The following is a 17,034-nucleotide window of genomic DNA, read 5'->3' on the forward strand; positions in this document are numbered from 1 at the left end:
CTTGATCAACTCACTATCGCCGTTGTGGGGGTATCCCAAGGACGTCCAATACCCCCACATCGGCGACGTGGAGTCGATCACCGACCGGTAGACGACCCAGAGTCGGTCACCGCACTCAGTGCGGGGCGACCCGGGTCAGGTAGGTGTGGTGGGTGGTGAAGCCGAGCCGCTGATAGAGCGCGACCGCCGCCGCGTTGTGCTGCTCCACCTGGAGGAACGCGTGCGACGCGCCGAGGGACACACCCCAGCCCGCCAACTCGTGGACCACCCGGCGAGCCAACCCCTGCCGGCGGGCTGCGGGCAGCACCTCGATCAGGCTGAGGCCCAACCATCGTCCCTGACCGGTCACCGTGCCCCGGCCGATCGCCACCAGCGTGCCGTCGGCGTACACGTGGGCGAAGCGGACCTGGTCCACGGCGGTGAGCACGTGCCGTCCGGCGTCTGGCAGGCCGCCCTTGCGCCCGGCCGCGACCGTCAACCATTCCGGGGTCGGCGCGGTCGCCAGCTCGACGACCGCACTGCTCCACCCGCCGGCGTCGCCCCTTAAACCGTCGGCGGTCGGCGCCTGGTCGGCCTTTCGGGCGGCGTCGGCCTCCCGGGCGTCCCCGGCGGCTGCGCCGGACAGTTGGGCGGGCAGTGAGCCGGCGCGCGTGGCTTCGCCAGCCTGTGCCGGCCGCAGGGGGAGCGGCGCGGTCTGCACCAGGGTCGGCGGGCGGGCGGTCCAGCCGCGGGCGTCCAACTCGGCACCGACCGGTGCGGCGAGTGGCAGCGGTGTATTGATCATTGCCGGCTGGCCCTGCTCGGCGTACCAGCGCTCGACCGCGTCCACGGCGGCGGGCAGTGGTCGGTCCGGATCGCCGATCGGCAGCGCCGTGTTGGCCCGCCCGGTCCAGCCGTCAGCCGAGCGGAGCAGCCAGTCACCGAGCCGGCCCCGCGTCGGTGCCGGCCAGGCCTCGTCGGCGGCCCGTTCCAGCGCCACGACCGCCGCGGCGGTCGGTCGACGGGTCGGCGGCACTCGTTTGGCACGGTGGACCTGCGTCACCGGGACCCGCAGTTGGCCCTGCGCGGTGGATAGTGTGAGATGAGTCTCGCTCAGCTCGACCAGTTCGCCGAGAGCATCGGAGAAGAGCGGTCGCCCCTCGCGAATCCCCACAATCCGGCGGACTACGATCCGGTGTCCCACATCCTGCTGTCGGAGCACGATCGACCCCCTCCCCGGCGAGATACTAGGCTCTTACCGTCGCGGGTGATCGCGGCGCGTCTTGCGGAGGAGAAGACCGGTGACCTACATCATCGCCGAGCCGTGCGTGGATGTGCTCGACAAGGCATGCATCGAGGAGTGCCCGGTCGACTGCATTTACGAGGGCAATCGGATGCTCTACATCCACCCCGACGAGTGCGTCGACTGTGGTGCCTGCGAGCCCGTCTGCCCGGTGGAGGCGATCTTCTACGAGGACGACGTCCCGGAGCAGTGGAAGGACTACACCGGCGCCAACTACGAGTTCTTCGAGGACCTGGGCTCGCCCGGTGGTGCCTCGAAGGTCGGCAAGGTGGAGAAGGACGCCACCTTCGTCGCCGCGCAGCCGCCGCGCGGCGAGGGCCACTGAACCGGCCCGCGCCGGTCTCGTCGCGGCTACCCGAGTTCACCTGGGACACTCTGGATGCTGCGGCCACCCTGGCCGCGGCGCATCCCGAAGGCCTGATCAACCTCTCCATGGGCACGCCGGTCGATCCGGTGCCCGAGGTGATCCGCCAGGCGCTCGCTGACGCGTCCGACGCTCCCGGTTATCCGCTGACCGCAGGCACCCCGGCGTTGCGGGCCGCGATCGCGGCGTGGGTGTCCCGGGCCTGTGGCGCTGGGGTCGACGGTCTCGGTGTGCTGCCGACAATCGGCTCGAAGGAGCTGGTCGCCTGGCTGCCCACCCTGCTCGGCGTTGGCCCGGGTGACGTGGTGGTGGTGCCGTCGATCGCGTACCCCACGTACGAGGACGGGGCCCGGCTGGCCGGTGCGACAGTCGTCCGCACCGACTCGCTCACCTCTGTCGGGCCGACCTCGCGGGTCCGCTTGGTCTGGGTCAACTCGCCCGGCAACCCGACCGGTCGGGTGCTGCCCGCAGCGCACCTGCGAAAGGTGGTCGACTGGGCCCGGGAACGCGGCGCGGTGGTCGCGAGCGACGAGTGCTACCTGCCCCTCGGCTGGTCGGCCGAGCCGGTCTCGGTGCTGTCCCCGCAGGTCAGCGGTGGCAGCTATGCCGGGGTTCTTGCCGTGCACTCGCTGTCCAAGCGGTCCAACCTCGCTGGCTACCGGGCCGGCTTCGTCGCCGGTGACCCGGCGCTCGTCGCCGAGTTGCTCAAGGTTCGCAAGCACGCGGGCATGATCGTGCCCGCGCCGGTGCAGGCGGCGATGGTGGCCGCACTGGGGGACGAGCGACACGCCGAGGAGCAGCGGGAGCGCTACCGCGCCCGGCGGGAGGTGCTCGCCGCCGCGTTCACAAGTGCCGGCTTCACCGTCGAGCACTCCGAGGCGGGTCTCTACCTCTGGCTGACGCGCGATGAGGACTGCTGGCAGACCGTCGACTGGCTGGCTCGGCGCGGCATCCTGGTCGCCGCCGGAGTCTTCTACGGCCCCAGTGCCGGGAAGCACGTCCGGGTTGCACTGACCGAGTCCGACGAGCACGTCGCAGCGGTCGCCGGCCGGCTGCGGGCTTGACCCTGGGCGGCCGGCGATGACCGACGGCACGAGCGGGCGGTACGCCGCGGTCCGGGCGGCGGTGATCGGCACCGGCCTGATCGGTGGATCCGTTCTGCTGCGCCTGGCCGATGCCGGCCTGGACGTGGTTGGTTGGGATCCGGACCCAGCGACCCGTGATCGGGCCCAGCGCCGGGGGGCGATCGCCCCGGCCACGATCGAGCAGGCTGTGGCCGACCGGGATCTGGTCTTCCTCTGCGGCCCGCTGCCCACCCTCCCGGTCACCCTGGCCCGGGTGGCCGAGCTGACCGCGCCCGGCTGTGTGCTCACCGATGTCGGCAGCACCAAGGTCGAGGTGGCTGAGGCGGCTGCCCGGCTCGGCCTCACCGACCGGTTCGTCCCGGGGCATCCGATGGCCGGCGCGGAGTCGTCCGGCATGACGGCTGCCTCGCCGACCCTGCTGGCCGGTGCCGCCTGGGTGCTCTGCCCGGCGTCGGGTGCCGCGACGGACGCCTTCCGCTGGCTGACCGGGCTGTTGGTGGAGTTGTTCGGTGCCCGGGTCGTGCCGATGTCCGCGCCGGCTCACGACTCCGTGGCCGCGCTCGCCTCGCACGTGCCGCACCTGCTGGCAGGTGCGCTGGCCGGGGCGACGCAGCGGGCTCCGCTGCGCGACGCGGTGCTGGCGCTGGCCGCTGGCAGCTTCTCCGACGGCACGCGGGTCGCCGGGACACCGGCGGAGCGGACCGCGAACATGCTGCTCGGTAACCGCGACCGCGTGCTGCACGAGTTGGCCGCGGTCCGCGCGTTCCTGGACGGGTTGGCCGCCGAGCTGCGGGCCGACGACGCCCCCGCGCTCATTGCCCGGTACGCGGAAGCCAGGGCAGCCCGTTCGGCGCTGCTGGACCGGCGGTTCGACGGTCAGGCCCTGGATTTCCCGGCCGGCGGCGACCATGACGCCGAGGTGACCTGGCTGCGCGGTCTGGGCGACGCCGGCGGGCACCTGACCGGGTGTCGGATCGGCCCGGACGCCGTCTCCTACACCGCGTGGCTACCGGTGGCTGACTAGGCTGAGAGGCATGGCGGTGGACAGTCCGGTGGTGCAGGTGCGCGGCGAGGCGCACCGGGAGGTGCCGCCCGAGCTGGCCCGGTTCGCGGTCACCGCGACCGCGCGGGATCGGGACCGGGAGGCCACTCTGACTCGGCTGGCCGAGCGCGCCGCCGCCATCCGGGTGCTGCTGGACGGCTCCGGGCCGGCGGTGGCGCGGCGGGAGACCGGCGACCTGCGGGTGCGACCGGAGACCCGACGCTCGGGCGAGCGGGTGGTCGCCTGGCACGGCAGCGTGACCACCACGGTCACCGTCACCGACTTCACCAGCCTCGGTGAGCTGATGCTCCGGTTGGCCGATCAGGATCAGGTCGAGGTGGCCGGGCCCTGGTGGGAGCTTCGCCCGGACAGCCCCGCGTACCGCGAGGCCCGACACGCCGCGATCAGCGACGCGCTGTTGCGCGCCCGGGAGTACGCCGAGGCGCTCGGTGCCCGCGTCACCTCGCTGATCGAGCTGGCTGACGCCGGCCCGGGTGACCGGCCGATGTTTGCCCGTGCGGCGTTCCCCGGTGGCGGCGGCTCGGGTGGTGGCCCGCCGGAGCTTGAGCTGGACCCACAGCCGCAGACCGTCCAGGCGGCCGTGCAGGCACGGTTCACGATCAGTGCGCCGGTCCTCGACTGATGCCAACGGCTCGGGTGCTGTCCGTCGACGAGTTGGTGGGACGGGCGCTGGCGCTGGCTGAGGCCGGTCCGCGACAGTTGTTGGGCATCGCAGGTGCGCCGGGCGCCGGGAAGTCCACCCTGGCCGAGCAGGTCGTGGCAGCCGTCGGCCCGACCGCCCGGCTGGTGCCGATGGACGGCTTTCACCTGGCACAGTCTCAGCTGGTCCGGTTGGGCCGCGCGGGCCGCAAGGGTGCGAGGGACACCTTCGACGCCAACGGGTACGTGTCGCTGTTGCGCCGGTTGCGCCGGCTGGAGCCCACTTCGGTGTACGCGCCGGAGTTTCGCCGGGAGCTGGAGGAGCCGGTGGCGGGGTCGATCGAGGTGCCGCCGTCGGTCCGGCTGGTGGTGACCGAGGGCAACTATCTGCTGCTGCCGGATTTTCCGTGGCAGGAGGTGCGGATGCTGCTGCACGAGGCGTGGTTCCTCGATCTGGACGCCGAGCTGCGTCAGCGTCGGCTGACCGCCCGACACGAGGCCTTCGGGCGAACGCCGGAGCAAGCGCGCGAGTGGGCGCTGGGCACCGACGAGGTAAACGCGGCCCTGATCACCCCCACCGCCGACCGGGCCGACCTGGTGGTCCGCCTGCCCGAGCCGCCGGCGGCCTGACCGGCCTGCCGAGGTCGGCACAGCCTGACCGGCCTGCCGAGGTCGGCACAGTTAGTCCAACTCGCGGACCGGCCGGGCGGGGTTGCCGACGGCGACCACGTTGGCGGGCAGGTCACGGGTTACCACCGCGCCCGCGCCGACGACGGTGTTCGCGCCGATTGACACACCCGCCAGCACGATCGCGCCGCCGCCGAGCCAGACGTTGTCGGCGATGGTGATCGGTTTGGCGGCTTCCCACTTGTCCCGGCGCGGTTCGGGTTCTACCGGGTGGGTCGGTGTGAGCAGCTGCACGTTCGGTCCGATCTGCACATCGGCACCGATGGTGATGGGTGCGACGTCGAGGAAGACCGCGTGGTAGTTGATGAAGCTGCGTGGCCCGATGCGAATCTGCCAGCCGTAGTCACAGTAGAACGGTGGGCGGATCCAGGTGCCCTCGCCGAGTTCGCCGAGAAGGTCGCCCAGTGCCGCGAGTCGGGCCTGCGGGTCGGCCGCGGCACAGGTGTTGAAGCGTTCCATCAGCCGGGCGGCCCGGTCCAGGTCAGCGATGATTTCCGGGTCGTCAGCGAGGTAGGGCTCGCCGGCGAGCATCCGGTCCTTCATGGAGGTCATCCGGTCGATGATGCCCGCCGAGCCTGTCGTTGGTTGGCAGGTCCGTCATATTTTCGACCCCTTTTTTGCATACCGCGTATGTAATACTGACGACGGTCAATGCACCTCTCATGGGTAATGACGCTCCAACGAGGAGGATCCGTTGCATCGACGCAGCAGAATGACCATCGCAGTCACCGCCGTGGCAGCCCTCGTCCTGGGCACTCCGGCGACCGCCGTGGCCAGCCCACCGACCACCATCGCCCCCGACGCCGCCCCGCGCACCGCGACCGGCGTCGCCGCCACGAAGACGGTCACCCTGCTCACCGGCGACCGGGTCACCGTCAACTCCTCCGGGTCCGCCGCTGTCCGTCCCGGCCCCGGACGTACTCATCTGCGCTTCCTCACCACCCGCGATCGCGGTCAGCTCACCGTGCTGCCGCAGGACGCTCTACCGCTGGTCCGCGCCGGTCGGGTCGACCGGCGACTGTTCAACGTGACCGGGCTGATCGCTGCCGGGTACGACGACGCCCGCCGCGACAACCTGCCGGTGCTGGTCACCGGCGAAGCGGGCGCGCGGCAGCGCACCGCTGCGGCACCCACCGGGCTGACCGTCACCGCACAACTGCCCGCAATCGGCGGCGTCGCCGCGACGGCGGACAAGAAGCAGGCCACAGCGGTCTGGGCGGCGCTCACCGGCACCGGCGACCGAGTCGGCACGGCGGGGGTTGCCGACCGGATCTGGCTCGACGGCCGCCGACACATCACCCTGGACCACAGCGTGCCGCAGATCGGTGCCCCGGCCGCGTACCAGGCGGGGTTCACCGGCCAGGGCGTTCGCGTCGCGGTGCTGGACACCGGCGTGGACGCCAACCACCCCGACCTGACCGGCCGAGTCGCGGAATCGCGGAATTTCACCGAGGTCACCGAGGCCGGTGACACGGTCGGCCACGGCACCCACGTCGCCTCGATCATCGCCGGCAGCGGTGCCGCCTCGGGCGGCAAGTACCGAGGCGTCGCTCCGGACGCCACGCTGCTCGCCGGCAAGGTCTGCGAGAACCAGGGTTGCTCGGATTCGGCAATCCTGGCCGGCATGCAGTGGGCTGCCGTCGATCAGCAGGCCGACGTGATCAACATGAGCCTGACCGGGACCGACACGCCCGACGTCGACCCGCTGGAGGCGGCGATCGAATCGCTGACCGCGCAGACCGGCGCGCTCTTCGTGATCTCCGCAGGCAACGACGGCTCGGACGGGTCGGTTGGCTCCCCGGGCACCGCGGACTCCGCGTTGGCGGTCGGCGCGGTGGACCGCGACGACGTGTTGGCCGACTTTTCCAGCCGCGGCCCCCGCGTCGGCGACGGCGGGCTGAAGCCGGACATCACCGCTCCCGGGGTGGAGATCGTCGCCGCCCGCGCCGACGGCACCGAGTTCGGCGCGCCGGTGGGAGAGGGGTACGTCGCGCTCTCCGGCACCTCGATGGCCGCGCCACACGTCACCGGCGCGGTGGCGCTGCTCGCCCAGCAGCACACCGGCTGGGCGGGACCCCAGCTCAAGGCCACCCTGATGGCCTCGGCGAAGCCGCACCCCGAGCAGACCGCGTTCCAGCAGGGTGCCGGCCGGGTCGACGTGGCCAGGGCGATCACCCAGCGGGTCGTCAGCGACCCGGTCAGCGTCTCCTTCGGGCAATCGGCCTGGCCGCACGACGACGACACCCCGGTCGCCCGCAAGGTCGGCTGGAGCAACGACGGCCCCGACCCGATCACCCTGGACCTGACCCTCGAAGTGACCGGACCCGATGGGCAGCAGGCCCCCGCCGGCATGTTCACCCTCGCGGCTGGCCAGGTCACCGTGCCGGCCGGTGGCACCGCCGGCACCACGGTCACCGCGGACACCCGCCTCGGCGACGCTGACGGTTACTGGACCGGTCGGATCGTGGCCCGTTCCGGGGCGGCGGTCGCGGTCACCCCGCTGGCCGTGAACCGGGAGGTGGAGAGCTACACGCTGACCGTGGAGCACCTGAACCGCTCCGCCGAGCGCACCGCGGACCACTGGACCACCCTGTTCGGGATGGACACCTTTGCCTACTGGGACCTCGTCAGCTCGGACGGGGTGGCCACCGTGCGGGTGCCCAAGGGGCACTACGGCCTCAGTGGCGTCGTCTTCGAGCCCGCACCCGAGGGTGAGCAGGGCGGGATGTCCCTAATGGCGCAGCCCGAACTGACCATCGACCGGGACACCCGGATCGTCGTGGACGCCCGCCGGACCAAGCCGGTACGGACGACCGTTCCGGACCGGGACGCCGCCCCGGTGTTGATCGACATCAGCGGCAACTTCACGGCCGACGACGGCAGCGGATACGGCATCGGGGTCTGGGCGGACACGTTCACCGGCCTGACCAGCGGTCATCTTGGCAAGCCGGTCTCCGCCGACCGGTTCGTCGCGACCGTCAGCAGCCAGTGGATCAAGCCGGACACGACCAACAGCCCGTACCTGTACGCGCTGGCCGAAGCGATTCCTGGCCGGGTGCCCACGGGGTTCGTCCGTGACTACACCCGACGGGACCTGGCCGCCGTCGTGCACCGGTTCCGTGGCGGCTACCCGGGAATGGAGGCCGAGCGGACCGTGTACCCCGTGCTGGAGTACAACGTCGGCGGCTCCGCCCTGGTCCTGCCCACCGTCGTGCCCGGCCAGCGGGTCGAGTACTACAACACCAAGGGTGTGAAGTGGGAATCCGACATCTACTTCGGAACGCGGGACGGGGACGGCTGGTTGAACCCGCAGGCGGCGCTCTTCTCCACCCCCACCGCGTACCGGGCCGGGCGGACTGTGGAGGAGACCTGGAACCAGGGCCCGTACGCACCGTCGTTCCCGACCCCGCGCTGGCCGCACCAGAGCATCTCCCGGGTCGGCGACACCATCCTGGCCGACGTGCCGATCTTCAGCGACGCCGCCGGGCACCCGGGCGGCTCGCTGAGCGACAGTGAGCACACCAAGCTCTGGCGCGGCGGCAAGTTGGTCGGCGAGAGCGAGTACGCCGGCTACGGAGAGTTCACGGTGCCGGCGGGTAAGGCGGACTACCGGCTCGTCACGTCGTCGAAGCGAAGCTTCACCGACCTGAGCACCGAGGTGGAATCCAGCTGGACCTTCCGGTCGGGGCACGTCGCCGGCGACACGCCGGCCCGACTGCCCCTGTCGGCGGTGCGCTTCGCGCCGCCGTTGCGGGTCGACAACAGTGCTCCGGCCGGTCAGGCCTTCGTCGTCCCGGTGCAGGTGCAGCGGCAGCCCGGCGCGCGGGCCGCCCGGGTGGAGAAGCTCGCTGTCGACGTCTCGTACGACGGCGGGAAGACCTGGGGCAAGGCGAAGCTGGTCCGCACCTCCGCCGACGGCTGGTCGGCTCTGTTGCACCATCCAGCCGGCACCGGCCACGTGTCGCTGCGGGCCACCGCCCGGGACACCGCCGGTAACACGGTGACGCAACGGATCATCCAGGCGTACCGGTTGCGCTGAGGCGTACCCCTGTCGGGTCCGCGGCCGAGCGCCGCGGACCCGGCGGGTCCGTCAGTCGTTGGCGTGCAGGGCGGCGTTCAGCTCGATGCCCCGGCCGGTGCGCGGCCGGGCCTCCAGCGCACCGGTCACCGAGTTGCGCCAGAACAACAGGCCGTCGACGCCGGAGAGCTCCCGGGCCTTGACCACCCGGCCGTCCGGCAGGGTGACCTTCGAGCCGGCCGTCACGTAGCAGCCGGCCTCGACCACACAGTCGTCGCCGAGGGAGATGCCGATGCCGGCGTTCGCGCCGACCAGGCTCCGCTCGCCGATGCGGACCTTGTCGGTGCCGCCGCCGGAGAGGGTGCCCATGATCGACGCCCCCGCGCCGACGTCGGAGCCGTCGCCGACCACCACACCCTGCACGATCCGCCCCTCGACCATCGAGGTGCCGAGCGTGCCGGCGTTGAAGTTGCAGAAGCCCTCGTGCATCACGGTGGTGCCGGCGGCCAGGTGCGCGCCCAGGCGGACCCGGTCGGCGTCGGCGATCCGCACACCGGCGGGGACCACGTAGTCGGTCATCCGGGGGAACTTGTCCACCCCGTAGACCGCCAGGTGGCGGCCAGCTGCCCGCTCGATCACCCGCAGCTCGTCCACCCGCTCCGGTGGGCACGGCCCGGCGGACGTCCAGGCCACGTTGGCCAGCTTGCCGAAGATGCCGTCGAGGTTGAGCTGGTTGGGTCGGACCAGGCGGTGGGAGAGCAGGTGCAACCGGAGGTACGCGTCGGGGGCGTCCTTGATCGGGTCGTCCAGCGAGCCGATCACGGTGACCACCTGGACGGTACGCAGACCGGGCAGTGACCGGTCCCCGAGCGCGGCCGGCGGCAGGTCGAGCACGTCCGACTTGTCCTCACCGGCGACCAGCGGCAGCTCGCCGAGGCCCAGCTTGCCCGTCGGGTACCAGGTGTCGAGCACCTGCTCGTCTGCGGTGACCGTAGCCAGGCCGATGCCCCAGGCGGAATCTGCGGACGTCACTGTTACACCTCTCGGTCGCGGCCGGGCGGGCCGCAGCTCACTCCTCGCGCTGACAGACCTGAAGGTACCGTGCGAACCATGGAGAACCCGCTGACCCCCGAGGTCCTCGCCGATCCGGTGCAGCTGACGCGCGCTCTGGTCGACATAGAGTCCGTGTCCCTCAACGAGAAGGTGATCGCCGACTGTGTCGAAGAGGTGCTGCGGGGCGTACCGCACCTGACCACCCACCGGCACGGCAACACCGTGATGGCGCGCACCGACCTCGGTCGGTCGCAGCGCATCGTGTTGGCCGGCCACCTCGACACGGTGCCGCTGAACAACAACTTTCCGTCGACCATGCGCGGCGACCTGATGTACGGCTGCGGCACCTCCGACATGAAGTCCGGCGTCGCGTACGCCCTGCACCTGGCGGTGACGCTGCCCGAGCCGCGCTACGACGTGACGTACTTCTTCTACGAGGCCGAGGAGATCGAGTCGCAGTACAACGGGCTCAACCTGGTCGCCCAGGCCTTCCCGGAGTGGCTGGAGGCGGACTTCGCGGTGCTGCTGGAGCCGACGTACGGCCTCGTCGAGGCGGGCTGCCAGGGCACCATGCGGGCCGTCGTGACGACGACGGGTGAGCGGGCCCACGCGGCGCGTTCCTGGCACGGTGTGAACGCCATCCACGCTGCCGGTGAGGTGCTGCGGCGCCTTCAGACGTATGAGGCTCGTCGGGTCACCATCGAGGGGTGCGACTACCGCGAGGGCATGAACGCGGTGCGCATCGTCGGTGGAGTCGCCGGCAACGTGATCCCCGACCACTGTGAGATCGAGGTCAACTACCGGTACGCGCCGGATCGCGACCCGGCAGCCGCGGAGGAGCACCTGCGGGAGGTGTTCGCTGGCTTCGAGGTGGTGGTGACCGACGCGGCGGCCGGCGCGGCCCCTGGGCTGGAGGCGGCTCCGGCGAAGGAGTTCCTGGCTGCGGTGGGCGCGGCACCGATCGGCAAGCTGGGCTGGACGGACGTGGCCCGGTTCGCGGCCATGGGCATCCCTGCTCTGAACTTCGGCCCGGGCGACCCCAACCTCGCCCACCACAAGGACGAGCACGTCGAGATCAGCAAGATCCGCGACGGCGCGGCAACCCTCCACCGCTGGCTAGCCCCAGCCTGACTGCCCCTGTGCACCCGGCCCGGCTCGCGCCGGTGATCGGCTCGCGCCGGTGATCAAGAGGTTCGCGTCAGCCGGGCCCGTTGTCGGTGACGCAAACCTCTTGATCAGCTCCGGAGGGGGTGGAGGCGGGGGCGGGGGTGCGGGGGGTTGGGTCTTGTTCGCGGGTGCGGCGGCGTTCGGCCACCACGTCTCGGATCCGTCGCTGCATCTGGCGACGGATCCGGATCATCTCGTTGTTGCTGATCACGCTGTCTCCTCCCCCGAAGGCGCGCGCCCGGGCATACCCGGTATGTGAATAGTAAGACGTACGGGGGAGTCGAATAGTTGCCCATGATCCCGAACTATTTCTCGACGTCCGCGCCTCGCGCACCCGGCAGGTGTCCCTCCACTACGGTTGCCCCATGAGCCACAGCAACGGACGGAAGGCCGGTCGCGGTCCGGGACAGGAACGGCACCGAGGCGCGGTCACGCTGCGCAGAGGGGCGATCCCGAGCAGCACGGCCGACCAGCGGTTGCTGGATTCACGTGGGCGGGGCGACTGGAAGACCAAGGACGCCTGGCGCGCGCTGCGCATCCTCTCCGAATTCGTCGAAGGCTTCGACACCCTCGCCGACCTGCCACCGGCGGTCAGCGTGTTCGGCTCCGCACGCAGCGGGCCGGACAGCGCCGAGTGCCGGCTGGCCGAGCAGGTGGGTGGCGCACTCGCCCGGGCCGGTTACGCGGTGATCACCGGAGGTGGGCCGGGGGTGATGGAGGCCGCCAACCGTGGCGCCAGCGAGGCCGGCGGGCTGTCCGTCGGGCTCGGCATCGAGCTTCCGTTCGAACAGGGCATCAACGAGTGGGTCGACCTGGCCATCGACTTCCGCTACTTCTTCGCCCGCAAGACGATGTTCGTCAAGTACGCCCAGGCGTTCGTCGTGCTGCCCGGTGGGTTCGGCACCATGGACGAACTGTTCGAGGCTCTCACCCTGGTGCAGACCGGCAAGGTCACCCGGTTCCCGGTGGTGCTCATGGGGGTCGCCTACTGGCAGGGCCTGCTCGACTGGATGCGCGACACGATGGCCGCCGACGGCAAGGTCGGGCCGGTCGACCTGGAGCTGATCTGTCTCACCGACGATGTCGACGCCGCGGTCCGGTACATCGTCGAGGCGGAGGCCGCACTCTCCGTCGAGCAGGAGGCGGTCCGCGACGAGGCCGTCGCCCGCACCGGCGCTGACCAACAGGCCGCAGCCGTTCAGGCAGCCGACCAGCCGAGGGACAACTGATGGCGGCGATCTGCGTCTTCTGTGCCTCCTCCCGTACCCTCGATCAGCGCTGGTTGGACCTGGCCGCCGAGACCGGTGCGGAGCTGGCCCGGCGCGGGCACACGCTGGTCAGTGGCGGCGGCTGCGTCGGCATGATGGGTGCGCTGGCCGACGGCGCCCGCTCTGCCGGTGGGCGCACCCTGGGCGTGATCCCACAGTCGCTGGTCGATCTGGAGGTCGCCGACCTGGCCTCGGATGAGCTGCTGGTGACCGACTCGATGGCCAGTCGTAAGACCCTGATGATCGACAAGTCGGACGCGTTCCTCACTCTGCCCGGCGGGCTGGGCACCCTGGACGAGCTGTTCGAGGTGTGGACCACCGCGACCCTCGCCCTGCACGCCAAGCCGATGGTGCTGATCGACACCGACGGGTTCTACCGCCCCCTGTTGGACTGGCTGGACAATTTGTCCGACCAACGCTTTCTCAAGACCGCGGGCCGCGACCTCCTGACGGTGGCCGACTCGGTCCCCGCAGCCCTGGACGCCCTGGAATCCCGCCTAACCTGACCCGGCCCCCACCCCATCCGGCGGCCGTCCACCCCCGTTGATCATGAAGCTGGCGGCACCGCTGTCGGCGTGTCGCGCCGCTAACCTCATGATCGACGAAGGTGGATGGGGTGGGGTGAGCGATCGGGTGGGGGAATGAGTGGGGGAATGGGTGGGATGGGGTGGTGTCGTATGGGCGTGATGGGATGAGCTGATGCAGGCGTACCGGTTGGTGCGGCGGTCCGGGGGGTCGGCGCCGGGGGACCCGCCGGCCGGGGGGACTTCGGCTGGCGGTGGCACTTCGGCTGGCGGTGGCACTTCGGCTGGCGCTGGCGCTGGTGGTGGTGGCGCGTCTGCGGGTGCTGTCGGGCCTACCGACGGGACGGGCCTGCGCGTCGACGCGGTGCAGGCAGAGGTGGTCGGGCACACCGACGGGCCGATGCTCGTGCTCGGCGGCCCAGGCACCGGCAAGACCAGCACGCTGGTCGAGGCAGTCGCCGCCCGCGTGACCGAGGGGGTCGACCCCGAACGGATCCTGGTGCTGACCTTCGGTCGCCGAGGCGCGACGGCGCTACGCCAGCGCATCGAGGCCCGCATCGCGCAGGACGGCCATCGAGTGCTGCGCGAGCCGCTGGTGCGCACCTTCCCGGCGTACGCCTTCGGGTTGCTCCGCCGAGCCGCCGCCGAACGAGGCGAGCCTTCGCCCCGGCTGCTCACCGGCCCTGAGCAGGATCTGATCATCCGCGAGCTGCTGGACGTGGTGGGCGAGGAGCCCGAGGACGACCCCGTCGGCTGGCCCACCGACCTGCGCCCGGCCCTGCGGACCCGGGCCTTCGCCGGTCAGCTACGCGACCTGCTCATGCGCGCCGCCGAGCGCGGCGTAGGCCCGGTCGACCTGGCCCGGCTGGGCGAGAAGCTCGGCCGCGCCGACTGGCCGGCCGCCGCCCGCTTCCTGCGGGAGTACGTCGCCGTGCTCGCGCTGCGTGACGTCAGCAACCGGGGCTCCATCGCGTACGACCCAGCGGAGCTGGTCCGGGCGGCAACCGGGCTGCTGCGCGACGACGAGGAGTTGCTGACCGCCGAGCGCCGCCGGCTCGCCCACGTGTATCTCGACGAGTTGGCCGACAGCGACCCCGCCCAACTGGAGTTGCTCTCGGTGATCGCAGGCGGCGGCAAATCCCTTGTCGCGTTCGCCGATCCGGATTCCTCCACGTACGCGTTCCGGGGTGCCGACCCAGCCGGGGTGACCACGTTCCCACACCGTTTCCGGACCGCCTCCGGAGCGCCGGCCGCGCAGGTGCTGCTGACCACGTCGTACCGGGCCGGGCCGGGTCTGCTCGCCGCGATCGCCCGGCTGGGCCGCCGGCTGCGTGGCCCGGCGGCGCACCGCCGACTGCAGCCGCTGCCGGACGCGCCACCCGGGGCGGTCGAGGTGCACACGTTCCGCTCGGCGACCAGCGAGGCAGCCTGGCTGGCCCACACGCTGCGCTCGGCCCACCTCCTCGACGGCGTGCCCTGGTCGCGGATGGCCGTGCTGGTGCGATCCACCGCGTTGCAGCTGCCCACCCTGCGGCGGGCACTGCACGCTGCCGGCGTACCCACCGTGGTGCACGGCGAGGACCTGCCCCTGCACCTGCAACCGGCGGTCGCACCTCTGCTGCTCCTGCTGCGCTGTGCACTGGAGCCGGATCGACTGGACGAGGAATCGGCGGTCGTGCTGCTGCACTCGTCGCTCGGCGGCGCTGACCCGCTGGCCGAGCGGCGGCTGCGGCAGGGCCTGCGCGCACTCGCGTTGGCCGTCGGCGACCGACGCCCCTCCGGGGAGCTGATCGTCGAGGCGTTGCGCGATCCGGCGGAGCTGGCCGGCATCGACCGGCGCTGGGCCGAGCCGGCGCAGGCGGTGGCTGGGCTGCTGGCCACCGCACGGGACGCCGCCGCCCGGCCGGGGTCGACCGCCGAGGACGTGCTCTGGGCCGTGTGGCACGCCAGTGGTCTCGCCGAGCGCTGGGCGGGCGCGATCAACCAGGGGCGGCCGGCGGCCGGCGAGGGTGACCTGGCCCGGCGGCGGCGGGCCGAGGCGGCCGACCGTGACCTGGACGCCGTGCTGGTGCTCTTCGATGCGGCGGCCCGGTTCACCGACCGGCTGCCCGGTGCCCGCACCGAGGTCTTCCTCGATCACGTGCTCGCTCAGGACCTGCCAGCAGACACCATTGCCCCAACCGCCGACCGGGGCGCGGCGGTGCGCCTGCTCACCGCGCATGCCGCGAAAGGCCTGGAATGGGACCTGGTCGCGGTGGCCGGTGTGCAGGAGGGCATCTGGCCGGACCTACGACTGCGCGGCAGTCTGCTCGGCTCCGAGCGGCTTGTCGACGTGCTGGCCGGCCGGTCTGTCGACGGTGCCGCCGCGGCGAACGTGGTGGGCCAGACCTCGGCGTTGCTGGACGAGGAACGCCGGCTCTTCCACGTCGCCATCAGCCGGGCCCGGCATCGGCTGCTCGTCAGTGCCGTCGCATCGGCCGCCGTCGGCGGTGACGACCACGAGGAGCAGCCGAGCCGGTTCCTGCACGAGCTGGGCCCCACCGCGCCGCCCACACCGCCGAGCGGTGCCGGGCCGGTCGACCCGACCGCACCGCCGGGTCCGCGCACCGGCCCGCAGACCGGGGATCCCGCCGGCAGCCCGCCGAATGCCCTCGCGTCCGCCGACGGCGCACCCGAGGGCACGACCAACGGAGCGACCGGCGGCACGAGCAGCGGCACGACCAACGGAGCGACCGGCGACACGAGCAGCGGCGTGACCAACGGAGCTACCGGCGGCACGAGCAGCGGCACGACCGAGGGCGCGAGCGGCGGCGCGACGACCAACGGTGACGGCGAGCCGGACCGCCCCGGGGCACTGCCGGTGACCCGCCCACCCCGGGCGCTCACTCTGCCGGCGCTGGTAGCCGAGTTGCGTACCGCCATCACCGACCCGGCCGCCCCGGCGGGCCGGCGGCGCGCTGCGGCGGCCGAACTGGCCCGGCTCGCCGCCGCCGGGGTTGCCGGTGCACACCCCGACGACTGGTGGGGGTTGCGCGCGCTCTCCGACGACCGGCCGCTCGTCGACGACGGGGATCCGGTGCGCGTCACCCCGTCGGCGATGGAGAGCGCACTGCGGTGCAGCCTGCGGTGGCTGCTGGAACGGCACGGCGGCAGTGGCCCGACCAGCACCGCGCAGGGGGTGGGCAACCTGGTCCACGCCGCCGCGATGCTCGCCGAGGACGCCAGCGCCGACCGGGGCGCTCTGCTCGACTACGTGGCCGCCCGGTTTGATGCGATCGAGCTGGCGGCCCGGTGGATGGCCGGGCCGGAGCGGGAGCGCGCCGAAGCGATGGTCGACAAGTTGCTGCGCTGGCTGGCCACCAATCCGCGTCGGTTGCTCGCCATCGAGCACGAGTTCGCGGTCCGCCTGAACGACCCGAATCGGCCGGTCGACCTGACCGGTCGGGTCGACCGGCTGGAGGTCGACGAGGCCGGGCGGCTCGTGGTGATCGACCTGAAGACCGGAAAGTCCACAGCTGTCACCGGCACCGAGCTGGCCGAGCATCCGCAGCTCGGCGCGTACCAGGCTGCGGTGGAGGCGGGGGCGTTCGCCGAGTTCGGTGACGAGTCCGGGGGTGCTGCGCTCGTACAGCTCGGCACCTCGGCCAAGGACGCCAGGGAACAGAATCAGCCGGCGGCCGGTGAGGGGCCGGCGGCCGGTTGGGCGACCGCGCTGGTCCGGCGAACCGCCGATACGATGGCAGCCGCCACGTTCGCCGCGGTGGCCAACTCGAAGTGCCGGGTCTGCCCGGTACGCACCAGCTGCCCGGTCTCCGGGCAGGGGCGTCAGGTGGTCGAGCCGCCAACCACCCGACGGACCAGTGAGGGCGAGGAGTGAGCCGGTG

General features: G+C 72.1%; 14 protein-coding genes. 10 read left to right on the forward strand and 4 right to left on the reverse strand.

The features are described 5' to 3' along the window. Positions 1-115 precede the first annotated feature (115 nt). Positions 116-1,201 carry a GNAT family N-acetyltransferase gene (locus ACLQ28_RS01695; protein ID WP_425684412.1) on the reverse strand — a complete coding sequence of 362 codons (1,086 nt, stop codon included), beginning with the start codon at positions 1,199-1,201 and terminating at the stop codon, positions 116-118. Positions 1,202-1,280: 79 nt separating this feature from the next. On the opposite strand from ACLQ28_RS01695, the gene fdxA reads away from it, so the two are divergent. From fdxA to ACLQ28_RS01720, 5 genes are read left to right on the forward strand one after another with little or no spacing between them, the layout of a single operon-like run. Further along, positions 1,281-1,607 carry a ferredoxin gene (fdxA, locus tag ACLQ28_RS01700; protein WP_030490464.1) on the forward strand — a complete coding sequence of 109 codons (327 nt, stop codon included), beginning with the start codon at positions 1,281-1,283 and terminating at the stop codon, positions 1,605-1,607. After that, positions 1,604-2,710 carry a succinyldiaminopimelate transaminase gene (dapC, locus tag ACLQ28_RS01705; protein WP_425684747.1) on the forward strand — a complete coding sequence of 369 codons (1,107 nt, stop codon included), beginning with the start codon at positions 1,604-1,606 and terminating at the stop codon, positions 2,708-2,710. The genes fdxA and dapC overlap by 4 nt, the downstream gene beginning before the upstream one ends. A 16-nt stretch (positions 2,711-2,726) precedes the next feature. Then, positions 2,727-3,755, forward strand: a complete 1,029-nt coding sequence (locus ACLQ28_RS01710; RefSeq protein WP_425684413.1) for a prephenate dehydrogenase — start codon at positions 2,727-2,729, stop codon at positions 3,753-3,755. Positions 3,756-3,765: 10 nt separating this feature from the next. Further along, positions 3,766-4,416: an SIMPL domain-containing protein gene (locus ACLQ28_RS01715; RefSeq protein ID WP_425684414.1), complete on the forward strand. Its 651-nt coding sequence runs from the start codon at positions 3,766-3,768 to the stop codon at positions 4,414-4,416. Next, complete coding sequence (locus ACLQ28_RS01720; RefSeq protein ID WP_425684415.1) at positions 4,416-5,063, forward strand: nucleoside/nucleotide kinase family protein; 648 nt, start codon at positions 4,416-4,418, stop codon at positions 5,061-5,063. The genes ACLQ28_RS01715 and ACLQ28_RS01720 overlap by 1 nt, the downstream gene beginning before the upstream one ends. Before the next feature lie 51 nt (positions 5,064-5,114). Here ACLQ28_RS01720 and ACLQ28_RS01725 read toward each other — a convergent pair whose 3' ends face one another. Beyond that, positions 5,115-5,672, reverse strand: a complete 558-nt coding sequence (locus ACLQ28_RS01725) for a sugar O-acetyltransferase (protein WP_425684416.1) — start codon at positions 5,670-5,672, stop codon at positions 5,115-5,117. A gap of 160 nt (positions 5,673-5,832) precedes the next feature. On the opposite strand from ACLQ28_RS01725, the gene ACLQ28_RS01730 reads away from it, so the two are divergent. After that, a complete protein-coding gene (locus ACLQ28_RS01730) occupies positions 5,833-9,159 on the forward strand; it encodes a S8 family serine peptidase (protein WP_425684417.1) in 3,327 nt (1,108 codons plus the stop codon). A gap of 51 nt (positions 9,160-9,210) precedes the next feature. On the opposite strand, the gene dapD is transcribed toward ACLQ28_RS01730, so the two are convergent. Continuing rightward, complete coding sequence (dapD, locus tag ACLQ28_RS01735) at positions 9,211-10,170, reverse strand: 2,3,4,5-tetrahydropyridine-2,6-dicarboxylate N-succinyltransferase (protein WP_393140454.1); 960 nt, start codon at positions 10,168-10,170, stop codon at positions 9,211-9,213. A gap of 78 nt (positions 10,171-10,248) precedes the next feature. Between dapD and dapE the strand changes: the two genes are divergently transcribed. Continuing rightward, entirely contained in the window at positions 10,249-11,322 is a 1,074-nt protein-coding gene (dapE, locus tag ACLQ28_RS01740) for a succinyl-diaminopimelate desuccinylase (protein WP_425684418.1), read from the forward strand. A gap of 67 nt (positions 11,323-11,389) precedes the next feature. On the opposite strand, the gene ACLQ28_RS01745 is transcribed toward dapE, so the two are convergent. Further along, entirely contained in the window at positions 11,390-11,569 is a 180-nt protein-coding gene (locus tag ACLQ28_RS01745) for a hypothetical protein (RefSeq protein WP_425684419.1), read from the reverse strand. 154 nt (positions 11,570-11,723) lie between these two features. Here ACLQ28_RS01745 and ACLQ28_RS01750 point away from each other — a divergent pair, with 154 nt between their 5' ends. The 3 genes from ACLQ28_RS01750 (at position 11,724) to ACLQ28_RS01760 (ending at position 17,027) form a co-directional block, all read left to right on the forward strand. Next, positions 11,724-12,587: a TIGR00730 family Rossman fold protein gene (locus ACLQ28_RS01750; protein ID WP_425684420.1), complete on the forward strand. Its 864-nt coding sequence runs from the start codon at positions 11,724-11,726 to the stop codon at positions 12,585-12,587. Further along, entirely contained in the window at positions 12,587-13,132 is a 546-nt protein-coding gene (locus ACLQ28_RS01755; protein ID WP_425684421.1) for a TIGR00730 family Rossman fold protein, read from the forward strand. Before ACLQ28_RS01750 ends, ACLQ28_RS01755 begins: the two co-directional genes overlap by 1 nt. Positions 13,133-13,325: 193 nt before the next feature. Beyond that, entirely contained in the window at positions 13,326-17,027 is a 3,702-nt protein-coding gene (locus tag ACLQ28_RS01760) for a PD-(D/E)XK nuclease family protein (RefSeq protein WP_425684422.1), read from the forward strand. The last annotated feature ends 7 nt before the right edge of the window (positions 17,028-17,034 follow it).

It is taken from the genome of Micromonospora sp. DT201, assembly GCF_049841575.1.
Classification (GTDB): domain Bacteria; phylum Actinomycetota; class Actinomycetes; order Mycobacteriales; family Micromonosporaceae; genus Micromonospora.